This is a genomic window from Morganella sp. Je.2.23, assembly GCF_051129855.1.
In the GTDB taxonomy this organism is placed as follows: domain Bacteria; phylum Pseudomonadota; class Gammaproteobacteria; order Enterobacterales; family Enterobacteriaceae; genus Morganella; species Morganella sibonii.
This window is the reverse complement of record NZ_JBCPSQ010000004.1, coordinates 109,342-121,268: the sequence shown is the minus strand read 5'-3', so window position 1 is coordinate 121,268 and position 11,927 is coordinate 109,342. Positions and strand designations below refer to the sequence as shown.

The following is an 11,927-nucleotide window of genomic DNA, read 5'->3' as shown; positions in this document are numbered from 1 at the left end:
TGATTATTTCTCCGGCGGGAAAATCAGGTTCAGGGCAATCGCGGTCAGGCCGCCCGCCGCAATTCCGGAAGAGAGCAGGGTTTTCAGCCAGTCCGGCGCAAATTGCAGGATCAGCGGCTGCTGGGAAACGCCCATGCCGACAGCCAGTGACAGCGCAATAATCATAATCGCCCGGCGGTTCAGGGTTTCGCGTGAGACAATCCGCACACCGGATGCCGCAATCGTACCGAACATGACAATGGTGGCACCGCCGAGTACCGGTTCCGGAATGTGCTGCACAAATCCGGCGACGGCCGGGAACAGCCCCAGTACGATCAGCATCAGCGACACCACATAACCGACATAACGGCTGGCAACGCCGGTCAGCTGGATCACGCCGTTGTTCTGCCCGAAACAGGAGTTCGGAAAGGTATTAAAGACCGCAGACAGGGCGGAGTTCAGGCCGTTTGCCAGCACACCGCCTTTCAGACGCTTCATGTAGAGCGGGCCGGATACCGGCTGTTCGGAGACGTCGGATGTTGCGGTGATATCACCGATGGTTTCCAGCGAAGTCACCATAAAGATCAGGATCAGCGGCAGCAGCAGGTTCCAGTCAATGGATAAGCCGTAAAAGAGCGGCGCCGGGATCACCATCACTTCCTCCGGGATTTCCGCATGGTTATCCGGCAGCATACCCATCCACCAGGCAGCAAGGTAGCCTGCTGTCATCGCCAGCACCAGAGATGCGACGCGCAGATACGGGTTTTTCTGGCGGTTAAGCAGCACAATCACCGCCAGCACAATACCGGCGAGGATCAGATTATTGGCAGAGCCGAAGGTGTTATCCGCCATGGCACCATAACCGCCGCCGATGGAGGTCAGCCCGACCTGGATCAGCGACAGCCCGATAATCATCACCACCACACCGGAAACCAGCGGCGTGATAATGCGGCGTGCCAGATGCAGAAAACGGGAGAGGATCACTTCTGTCATGGCCGCCAGCATCAGAGTGCCGAACAGTGCAGCCATCATCCCTTCGGTATCCACACCATTATTTTTCAGCGCCATACCGCCCATAATCAGCGGAGCCACAAAGTTAAAGCTGGTGCCCTGGATAGAGAGCAGCCCGGAACCGACCGGCCCCCAGGTGCGGATTTGCAGCAGTGATGCCAGTCCGGAAGCGAACAGTGACATACTGATAATCCGCTGGGTGTCGTGGGCGGAAAGGCCGAGTGCCTGGGCGATAAGCAACCCCGGTGTAATTACTGCCACAAACATCGCCAGCAGATGCTGACAGGCGGCAAAGAGCGTTTGCGGCAGCGGCGGACGATCTTCCAGCCGGTAGATGAGTTCACTATTTGTGTTAGTTGCGGGATTTACACTGGTTTTATCAGAAATTGCAGAGTTCATATCAACAGGTCCGGGATAAGCAATTACCGTATTTTAATGATCCGGGGCACAAAAGCAATCGTTTGCGCCGATGAGATGTTATTTTTTATAGCGGAATATAATCACAGTTTTATTTATTTTAACTTGTCTTTATCCGCTTTTTTTTCTTTAATCCGGATACCTGCTTTTTCTTTTTGCGTAACAGGGACGTTATTAACGCGATATTGATGTAACAAATACCAACAATAAAAGGGGTACGTGAATGTATCAACTCGACGTTTACGGCACGCTGGTTGCGGCCACACTCGTCCTATTACTGGGACGTAAACTCGTAAAAACTGTACCATTCCTCGAAAAGTATACAATTCCTGAACCTGTGGCCGGTGGTCTTCTGGTTGCGATCGTATTATTGGGGTTCAAATCCGGTATGGATCTGGAAGTGAAATTTGATGATTCACTCAAAGACCCGCTGATGCTGGCTTTCTTTGCCACCATCGGCTTAAACGCCAACTTAGCCAGCCTGAAGGCGGGCGGCAGAACGTTATTTATCTTTGTGATTGCGGTTGTGGGCTTACTGATTGTGCAGAACTCAGTCGGTATCTCTCTGGCAAAAATGATGGGGCTTGACCCGCTGATTGGTTTGCTGGCCGGTTCTATCACGCTCTCCGGTGGTCACGGTACCGGGGCTGCATGGGGTAAAATTTTCAGCGACAGCTATGGTTTCAGCTCCGCAACAGAAATCGCGATTGCCTGCGCAACCTTTGGTCTGGTACTCGGCGGCCTGATTGGTGGCCCGGTAGCCCGTTTCCTGATCAAAAAAACGGCCATGAGCGATGTGAAATTACAGGATGATGAAGCACCGACCGCGTTTGAAAAACCGCAGGCCGGACGCATGATCACTTCAATGGTTCTGCTTGAAACAATTGCACTGATTGCTATCTGTTTGCTGGCAGGAACGTATCTGTATGGTGTTCTGACGGATTTCTTCACGTCAATGCAGTGGAAGTTCCAGATCCCGGCATTCGTGTGTGTTCTGTTTATCGGGGTTATCCTGAGCAACAGTCTGTCACTGATGGGCTTTTACCGTGTGTTTGAGCGGGCGGTGTCGGTACTGGGTAACGTCAGTCTGTCATTGTTCCTGGCGATGGCACTGATGAGCCTGAAACTGTGGGAAATTGCCTCTCTGGCGGTCCCGATGCTGGTCATCCTGGCGGTACAGACTATCGTGATGGCGTTATATGCTGTCTTCGTCACTTACCGTGTGATGGGCAAAAACTATGATGCGGCGGTTCTGGCTGCCGGTCACTGTGGTTTCGGGATGGGAGCCACACCAACCGCGATTGCCAACATGCAGGCAGTGACGGATCGTTTCGGTCCTTCCCATGTGGCTTTCCTGGTGGTACCGATGGTGGGGGCGTTCTTCCTCGATCTGATTAACGCACTGGTTATCCCGTTCTTCCTGGCATTACCTATCTTCCCGGTTGCGGGCGGGTAACAAACAACGCTTAAGCAGGCAAGCCACCTTCCGGGGTGGCTTTTTTCGTTATACGTTAGTGTATTGCGTGCGTTCCGGCAGCCAGCGCTCGATCAGCGCTTTTGCCTGCTCCGGGTAATTCTGGTGCAGATGACGTGCCACACGCTGTACTTCCGGCAGCATGCCCTGATCGCGCAGTAAATCCGCGACTTTAAATTCCGCATTACCGGTCTGCCGTGTACCGAGCAGTTCACCCGGCCCGCGGATTTCGAGGTCTTTCTGCGCGATAACAAAGCCGTCGTTGCTGTCCCGCAGTACCTGAAGACGCAGTTTTGCTGTTTGGGTCAGCGGGGTTTTATACAGCAGCACACAGTGGGAGACTGCAGAGCCGCGTCCGACCCGGCCGCGCAGCTGATGCAGTTGCGCTAGGCCCAGCCGTTCCGGGTTTTCGATGATCATCAGGCTGGCATTCGGCACATCCACCCCGACTTCGATAACCGTGGTGGCGACCAGCAGATCCAGTTCTCCGGCCTTAAATTGCGCCATCACCGCCTGCTTTTCTGCCGGTTTCATACGGCCGTGCACCATCCCGACCCGCAGATCCGGCAGGGTGGCGGAAAGCTCATCAAACGTTACCTGCGCAGCCTGTGCTTCCAGCAAATCAGATTCATCGATCAGTGTGCAGACCCAGTAGGCCTGGCGTTTTTCATCCTGACAGGCGCTGCGCACCCGTTCGATAATCTCATGGCGGCGGCTGTCCGGAATGGCTACCGTGGTCACCGGGGTTCTGCCCGGCGGTAGTTCATCGATAACGGAGGTGTCGAGATCCGCATAGGCGGTCATGGCCAGGGTGCGCGGGATCGGAGTGGCGGTCATAATCAGCTGATGCGGATGGAATCCCTGCTGTTCGCCTTTTTCCCATAACGCCAGCCGCTGGTGGACACCGAAGCGGTGCTGCTCATCAATAATCACCAGCGCCAGGGAATGAAAACGGATATGTTCCTGAAAAATGGCGTGCGTGCCGATAACCATCGCCACATCACCGGCGGCAATGGCTTCTTCCTGCGCCAGCCGTGCCTTGCCTTTCTGTTTTCCGGCCACCCAGCCGACACTGATACCCAGCGGCTCCAGCCACTGACGGAAGGTATTGGCATGTTGTTCAGCCAGCAGCTCTGTCGGTGCCATCAGCGCGACCTGTTTGCCGTGTGCGATAGCACGGAGTGCCGCCAGCGCAGCGACCAGCGTTTTCCCGGAACCGACATCCCCCTGAATCAGGCGCATCATCGGCACCGGTTTTTCCAGATCCTGCTCTATTTCCGCCACCACGCGCTGCTGGGCGTTAGTCGGAGAGAAAGGCAGTTGTGCCAGGAACTGACTTTTCAGCGTCTCCTGTGGCGGCAGAGGCAGTGCATGGTAGCGCTGTGCGCCCGCCCTGACCGCCAGCATACTGAGGTGATGTGCCAGCAGTTCTTCCAGCACAATCCGTTTCAGTGCCGGATGCTGCCCGCTTTCCAGTTCGGCAAGCTGTGTATCCGCCGGTGGCCGGTGCAGCGTTTTCAGCGCCTGCGGCAGACTCATCATAGAGCGGGTCAGTTCCGGCGGCAGTAATTCATTGATGGCACAGGTATCGAGCAGCTCCAGCGCCTGATCGAGCAGTTTGCGGAGCGTGGCCTGGCGGACACCTTCGGTGGTCGGATAGATGGGGGTGAGTGTTTCCTGTAACTCAACGGAAGTATCACTCTGACGGACTTTGTATTCGGGGTGAAAAATTTCCGGGCCGTTTTTGCCGCGCCGGATTTCGCCGTAGGCCGTGACCTGTTTGCCGGCCGCCAGTGCATTTTTCATCGCGGCCGAAAAATTAAAGAAACGCAGGGTTAAGATGCCGGTGCCGTCGCTTATCTGACAGGTCATCATCCGTTTGCGGCCAAAGACCACATCGGTGCGCAGCACTTCACCGCTGACCGTGGCATAAATTCCCGGTAACAGATCGGTGATGGTATAAAGCCGGGTCTGGTCTTCATAACGCAGCGGCAGATGGAAAAGCAGATCCTGAAGGGTATGCAGACCGATACCGGCCAGTTTGCCCGCCTGTCCGGCCCCGACGCCGTGCAAAGTCGTGAGTGGGATAGCATCAAGCAGTTGACCTTTCATTTTCTGCTCCGTTTCGTATCAGGCGGATGGTTTCTTCTGTTGCATGGCAGCCCACCAGCTGTCCGGCGCAATGATATGGCCCTGTTCGTCAATCTGCGGACGGGGCAGTTTTTTCTCACGGGCGACCTGTGCCAGCACCGGATAGCCGCGTTCAAACAGCAGGCGCTGTTGTTCATCCTGTGCCAGGGCGCAGCGGGGATGTTCATAAAGACCGGCTGCCTCGCGCTGGCGCTGTGCCTCATAGAGGATCACGGCGGCAGCAACAGACACATTCAGTGACTGTACCATGCCGGACATCGGGATCATAATATGCTTATCTGCCAGTCTGACCGCTTCCTGAGATATGCCGGTTTTCTCTGAGCCCATGATAATGCAGGTCGGGCGGGTAAAATCGATAGCCCGGAAATCAACCGCACTGTCAGACAGATGAGTGGCAAGGATCTGCATACCCTGCGATTTCAGCAGTGTCACGGCATCGCCGAGTGTGTCATGGTTATGCACATTCACCCAGCTGTTACTGCCGGCGGCGGAAGAAACCAGGGTTTTGATTTTCTCCGGCCAGACGGCATGCAGGTCATGGATACCGACAGCATCCGCACTGCGGATCACGGCGGAGACATTGTGCGGCTTATGCACTTCCTCAAGACACAGAGTGAGGTCGGGCTGGCGCATCGCCATCATCCGGCAGATGCGCTCATAACGTTGGGAATTCATACCGTGTGATTAATTCCGGTTGCGGCTGACGCGCAGGACATCCGGCATAATGCGGATTTTACGCATAATATTCGCAAGCTGGATACGGTCTTTTGCGGTCAGGCGGATAAAGGCGCAGTAAACGCGGCCATCTTTCTCCTCGGTATTCATGCTCTGAATACTGGAATTGGCATCATTAATTGCGGCAGTCAGGTTAGCCAGCGCGCCCTGGTGGTTAAACATATCCACTTTGATTTCAGCAATGAAATCCGTGTCGATGTCGCTGTCCCACTCAACGGCCATGAATTTTTCCGGCTCTTTTTCATATCCGCGGATATTGCGGCAGGATTCATGGTGGATAACCAGACCTTTACCCGGGCTGATATGAGCGATAATCGGGTCACCCGGCACCGGACGGCAGCATTTGGCGAAGGTGATCAACACTCCGTCCGCACCTTTGATCGGCAGTTTGCGGGTGGTGTTCTCTTCGGTGTTACTTTCCGGTTCATTCAGCAGGTTACGGGCAACCACCACGCTCATGGCATTTCCCAGACCGATTTCCGCCAGCAGATCATCCAGAGTGGCCAGTTTCATCCGCACCAGCTCACGGCTGATATTTTCCTGCGGAATGTCGGTGATCTTGCGACCGTTACCGAGGGCATGATTAAGCAGACGGCGGCCGAGGTTGACGGAATCATCGCGCTTGAGGTTTTTCAGCAGCTGACGGATTTTTGCCCGGGCTTTTGAGCTGACAACAAAGTTCAGCCACGCAGCATTCGGTCTTGCGCCCGGTGCGGTAATAATCTCAACGGTTTGTCCGCTGGTCAGTTGCTGGGAGAGCGGATACGGCTGGCGGTCAACTCGCGCGCCGACACAGGAGTGGCCGATATCCGTATGGACGGCATAGGCGAAATCCACCGGCGTGGCGCCGGTCGGCAGCTCAACAATCCGGCCTTCCGGGGTGAAGACATAAATCTCATCCGGGAAGAGATCGGATTTTACGCTCTCAATAAATTCAAAGGTGTTGCCGGTGCTTTGCTGAAGTTCTATCAGGCTCTGCATCCAGCGGTGAGCACGCACCTGTGCGGTGGTGCCGGATTCACCGTGCTCTTTATAAGCCCAGTGTGCCGCCACCCCCATTTCTGCCATCTGATCCATATCTTCGGTACGGATCTGCACTTCCACCGGCACCCCGTGAGGACCGATAAGGGAGGTGTGTAATGACTGATAGCCGTTGGCTTTCGGGATAGCGATATAATCTTTGACGCGGCCGGGACGTGGTTTGTACAGGCCGTGAACCTGACCCAGTACGCGGTAGCAGGTATCGACGGTACTCACAATCACGCGGAAAGCATAAATGTCCATGATCGAGTGAAATCGCTGCTCTTTCAGGTGCATTTTCCGGTAGATGGAGTAAAGGTGTTTTTCCCGCCCGCTGACTTTGCAACTGATGCCGGCTTCCGTCAGACGTCCTTCGATTTCAGATAAAATCTTCTGGATCATCTCTTTACGGTTGCCGCGTGCGGCTTTCACCACTTCTTTAATGACGCGGTAGCGGTTCGGGTAAAGGGCTTCGAATCCCAGCTCCTCAAGCTCCGTTTTGATATGGTGGATACCAAGACGGTGAGCCAGAGGACTGTAGATTTCAAGGGTTTCGCGCGCAATACGGCGGCGCTTATCGGGACGCAAAGACCCGAGCGTGCGCATATTGTGCGTGCGGTCTGCCAGCTTGATAAGAATGACGCGGATGTCTTTTACCATCGCCATTACCATCTTGCGGAAGTTTTCAGCCTGAGCTTCTTTTTTATCGCGGAAGTTCAGTTTGTCTAATTTTGATACCCCTTCCACCAGCCCGGCAACGGTCGTGCCGAACAGTTGTTCGATGTCCTGAAAGGTGGCAGGTGTATCTTCTATGACGTCGTGCAGCAGTGCAGCCATCAGTGTTTCGAGGTCGAGACGCATCTCGGCCAGGATACAGGCAACAGCGACCGGATGGGTAATATACGGTTCGCCACTGGAACGGGTCTGCCCTTCGTGAGCATCCCGCGCAACGACATAGGCTTGTTTTAACAGATCAATCTGCTCTTTCGGCAGATAGTCCTTAACAATATGGTTCAGGCTTTCAAACAGGTACAAGGCAGACCTACCTTAACTTAACGACGTCCTTCGGCGATTGCAGAAACCGCTTGCATTTCAGCAGCTTCCTGCTCCTGTTGTTCCTGGCGCTCACGGGCGTCAAGGATCTGGCCGTTGATCAGATTTTCTTCGATTTCGCGCAGGGCGATTACGGTGACTTTATCGTTTTCTTCCGGAACCAGAGGCTCTTTGCCGCCGGCCTGTAACTGACGCGCACGGCGTGCTGCCACTAATACGAGGTCAAAACGGTTACCAATTTTTTCTACTGCATCCTGGACTGTTACGCGTGCCATAGGTGTGCTACTCCACAGATAAATAAATGACTCGGCATGATACTGAAAGTTGTATCACTGTGCCAATAATTTGGCGATTAAAGCATCATGTCGCTGAACCTGGCGACCTGAACGCAGACGTTCCGCACGGATAATGGTCTGCAAATCGGTCAGCGCGACATTAAAATCATCGTTCACAATCAGATAATCGTACTCGCCATAGTGCTGCATTTCACTGACCGCCTGTGCCATACGTCCGGCAATGACTTCGTCACTGTCCTGACCACGGCCGCGCAGGCGGCGCAGCAATTCTTCGCGGGATGGCGGCAGAATAAAGATACTGCGTGCTGCCGGCATCTGTTCCCGGATCTGGCGGGCTCCCTGCCAGTCAATATCAAGAAAAACATCAACACCGGAGTTCAGAATATCTTCCACTGTTTTACGGGCGGTGCCGTAATAATTACCGAAAACACAGGCATGCTCGAGAAACTCATTACGGCCGATCATGCTTTTGAATTCATCTTCAGTGGTGAAGAAATAGTGCTCTCCGTGCACTTCGCCCGGGCGGACACCGCGGGTGGTGTGCGAAACAGAAACCTGGGTGTCATATAAAGGCTGCGTTTTCAGTAATGCCTGAATAAGACTCGATTTTCCCGCGCCACTCGGCGCAGAGACAATATATAACGTACCTTGGGTCATTGTTGATGTCTTGTCTGATTGGGGGTTGAAAAAGCCTCGGGGAATAAATCCCCGTATATAGTATACACACACGCGCAGCGACATGCAGCGTTCAGGTGATTATCTGCTGAAAATTTCTTATTTTTCCGGTCAGATGAGGACGGATATTTCATTTTTCCGCTCCGGCGGAATAAAAATGTACGTACAACTCCCGGATTACATGACAGTGCGGGATAGCCGGAAAAAACAGATAAACAGGGCTGATAACCGGAACCGGAGCATGTATTGTCCGGTTCCGGGCGGGGCGGATACGGCTAATCCTGGTTTTCGTAATTGAAGACCGGCAACCCGAGGCGGTAGCGGATGGCAATTAACCGGGATGACAAACCGGCCACCAGGGTAATAATAATGACGGCATCGCGGGGCAGCGGTGTGTAGAACAGTAATCCCATATAGAGCCAGGCGGCGGCAAAGGAGATGCCGGCATATAATTCTTTCTGGAAGACCAGCGGGATGGTGTTACACAGCATATCGCGCAGCACACCACCGAAAACACCGGTGATAACGGCGGCAATGGCGGCAATGATCGGGCCGTAATTCATATCGAGTGCTATCTGGGCACCGATAATGGAAAATACCATCAGGCCGATGGCATCCAGGATCAGGAAAAGGCGGCGCAGATGTTTCATCATCGGCGCAACCCAGATAGTGATAACGGCAGCACAGGCAACCGTAATAATATATTCAGGGTGTTTGACCCAGCCCAGCGGGTAATGGCCCAGCAGCATATCGCGGACAGATCCGCCGCCGATAGCGGTTGCGGAGGCGATAATAATCACCCCGAAGACATCCATTTTACGGCGGCCGGCAGCAAGAGCACCGGTCATGGCTTCAGCGGTAATACCAATAATGTACAGGATACTGAGTAACATAGTTTTATCATTGCCGGTTTATCGGAAGGTTAGCATAGTCAGCGCAGCCGTAAGTCTCGACTGAGTTTTTTTAGTCTGACCCAATCGGATTACCTGAGGTTATCCGAACTGATGGTATAAAAAGAGAGTATCACTCTAATGAATGAATATCAGATAACAACAACACCCCGTCATCATCAGCTTACTAATATTAATATATGGACGCCGGATAGCCAATGGCTTGTTTATGATGTCCGGCCTCAGGGATCGTCATTTACCGGTGAAACGATAGAAAAAATTCATGTGAATACACAGGAAATCCGTAAAATCTACCGGGGAACCGCCGGTGCCTGTGCCGGTGTGGTGACTGTCAGTCCGCAGCTCCCCGTGCGTTATGCCTTTATCCGCGGGCCGCTGAATCCGGATCAGCAGTGGCAGTATGATTTTCACCACCGTCAGGGGGTGATGGTCAGCGATGACGCGCCGGATATCGCACATAATATTGATGCTTTCTGCATTACACCACCTTATCAGCCCGGCGCTCTGCGCGGCGGAACACATGTGCATGTGTTCAGTCCGGACGGGGAATGGCTGAGTTTTACGTATAACGACCATGTCCTGCATGAACGGAATCCTGCGGAGGATTTGCGCAATGTGGCGGTGGCGGTTCCGCTGCATCCGGTATGTACAGGGAAACATCACCCGCGTGAATATGACGGTGAGTTTTTCTGTTGTGTGGTATCGCGGACAACGCCGGCGCCACGGCCGGGCAGTGATGATATCAGTCGTGCATATGAAGAGGGCTGGATTGGTCAGCAGGGGTATCTGCGTGCCGACGGTACCCGTCAGCGGCGGGCGATTGCGTTTATCGGTGACACCCGGGCAGAAAACGGGGAAGTGATCCCGGAGGTTTTCCGTCTCGATTTACCGGAAATGCCTGAAGATTATGCCATTGCCGGTGATCAGCCGCTTGAGGGAACAGACAGTACGATGCCCGCACCACCGGCCGGTGTTATTCAGACACGTCTGACGTTTACCCATCAGCGCAAATACCCGGGGCTGGCAAAACAGCCGCGTTTCTGGCTGCGCAGTTCACCGCAGGGTGACAGAATTGCGTTTCTGATGCAGGACGATCAGGGAATTGTTCAGCTGTGGACGATTTCCCCGCAAGGCGGAGAGCCGCGTCAGGTTACTTCCGGCAGTGACGGTATTGCATCTGCATTCAGCTGGGACAGCCGCGGGCAGTATCTGACTTTTGTCCGTAAGGGGCAGGTGGTGGTCTGTTGTGCAGAAACCGGTGTGTGCCGGGCGGTGACAGCACCATCGGCAGAACCGGTTTCAGGAGATGCGGTAGTGTTCTCACCGGATAACCGCCGGGTGGCATTTCTGCGCCGTACAAATGGCTGGCAGCAGATCTGGGTGGCAGATACCGGGCTGTAACGGCGGGCAGATTACTCCTGCGGTGCAGGTACCGGGGAATTATGAGCCGTTTCCGCTGCTTCCAGGCGTTTTACCCGTTCCGCAGGAGATGACTCAGTGTTGTCTTTACCGTCGAATGCATAATCGACCGGTGCCAGAAGAGTATCGAGCACAGCAGAGAAAGGCAGGTCAATGGCGACAATCGGTTTCATTACCCAGCCGGTTTCGTCATCCTGCAACATCGCGATGCTGTTTTTGGTGCCGGAATAGTAGCCCTCTGTCGGGCCTGTCCGGGTCATAATACTTGAGCAGCCGCCGAGTATCGTACTCAGTCCCAGCAATCCGCTTATCATCATATATTTGCGCGTCATAACATATCCCTGCATATACAGCGGGCGGGTACCGGTAATTATTTCACCCGACCGGCGTACTATTCCATAAATAGAGTGTACTGAGAAGTTTTTGTTTTTTTGTGTGATCCGGATTTCTGCTTACCGCCGGCGTTCTGTTACCGGCTGAAACACACAGGTTACAGACAAAGGGTATCATTCACGGGAACTGTTTTAACAGAACCGGCAAAATAATCTGTCAGAAAATGTGACGAAATTTATTAAACAGTACGAGTTATTGACGCTAACATAATGATAATTACAGGATTATTTTAGCCATTGCGGGAAGATCTTCCGGGTAAACTGGGACGCATTACTGAACGGTGTGAGGGAAATATGCCTTGTGCTTTATACCGGTCAGTGATGTCAGTTAACAGATCCAAAGTCCTCGTTATACCTTTACCCCGTTATGCTCTTACCACATAACGGGGATTTT

At 53.7% G+C, this 11,927-nt stretch carries 10 protein-coding genes; 2 read left to right on the top strand and 8 right to left on the bottom strand.

Annotated elements, in window-relative coordinates; translation table 11 throughout:
• Positions 1-3: 3 nt before the first annotated feature.
• Entirely contained in the window at positions 4-1,389 is a 1,386-nt protein-coding gene (locus tag AAZR23_RS14525; RefSeq protein ID WP_434693379.1) for a uracil-xanthine permease family protein, read from the bottom strand.
• Positions 1,390-1,630: 241 nt separating this feature from the next.
• Here AAZR23_RS14525 and gltS point away from each other — a divergent pair, with 241 nt between their 5' ends.
• Positions 1,631-2,863, top strand: a complete 1,233-nt coding sequence (gene gltS, locus AAZR23_RS14520; protein WP_046891894.1) for a sodium/glutamate symporter — start codon at positions 1,631-1,633, stop codon at positions 2,861-2,863.
• A gap of 48 nt (positions 2,864-2,911) precedes the next feature.
• On the opposite strand, the gene recG is transcribed toward gltS, so the two are convergent.
• From recG to AAZR23_RS14490, 6 genes are all read right to left on the bottom strand, one after another.
• Positions 2,912-4,993, bottom strand: coding sequence for an ATP-dependent DNA helicase RecG (gene recG, locus AAZR23_RS14515; RefSeq protein WP_218427189.1), 2,082 nt, complete (start codon positions 4,991-4,993; stop codon positions 2,912-2,914).
• Between the two features lie 18 nt (positions 4,994-5,011).
• Positions 5,012-5,707, bottom strand: coding sequence for a tRNA (guanosine(18)-2'-O)-methyltransferase TrmH (trmH, locus tag AAZR23_RS14510; protein WP_434693375.1), 696 nt, complete (start codon positions 5,705-5,707; stop codon positions 5,012-5,014).
• Positions 5,708-5,716: 9 nt separating this feature from the next.
• Complete coding sequence (gene spoT / locus AAZR23_RS14505) at positions 5,717-7,822, bottom strand: bifunctional GTP diphosphokinase/guanosine-3',5'-bis pyrophosphate 3'-pyrophosphohydrolase (RefSeq protein WP_046891897.1); 2,106 nt, start codon at positions 7,820-7,822, stop codon at positions 5,717-5,719.
• A 17-nt stretch (positions 7,823-7,839) separates the two neighbouring features.
• Positions 7,840-8,115 carry a DNA-directed RNA polymerase subunit omega gene (rpoZ, locus tag AAZR23_RS14500; protein WP_004236565.1) on the bottom strand — a complete coding sequence of 92 codons (276 nt, stop codon included), beginning with the start codon at positions 8,113-8,115 and terminating at the stop codon, positions 7,840-7,842.
• A gap of 54 nt (positions 8,116-8,169) precedes the next feature.
• Complete coding sequence (gene gmk / locus AAZR23_RS14495; RefSeq protein WP_046891898.1) at positions 8,170-8,793, bottom strand: guanylate kinase; 624 nt, start codon at positions 8,791-8,793, stop codon at positions 8,170-8,172.
• Positions 8,794-9,086: 293 nt separating this feature from the next.
• Positions 9,087-9,704, bottom strand: a complete 618-nt coding sequence (locus tag AAZR23_RS14490; RefSeq protein ID WP_046891899.1) for a trimeric intracellular cation channel family protein — start codon at positions 9,702-9,704, stop codon at positions 9,087-9,089.
• 138 nt (positions 9,705-9,842) lie between these two features.
• Between AAZR23_RS14490 and AAZR23_RS14485 the strand changes: the two genes are divergently transcribed.
• Positions 9,843-11,123, top strand: a complete 1,281-nt coding sequence (locus tag AAZR23_RS14485; protein WP_434693370.1) for a DUF3748 domain-containing protein — start codon at positions 9,843-9,845, stop codon at positions 11,121-11,123.
• 11 nt (positions 11,124-11,134) lie between these two features.
• On the opposite strand, the gene AAZR23_RS14480 is transcribed toward AAZR23_RS14485, so the two are convergent.
• A complete protein-coding gene (locus AAZR23_RS14480) occupies positions 11,135-11,473 on the bottom strand; it encodes a YceK/YidQ family lipoprotein (protein WP_349417378.1) in 339 nt (112 codons plus the stop codon).
• Positions 11,474-11,927 lie beyond the last annotated feature (454 nt).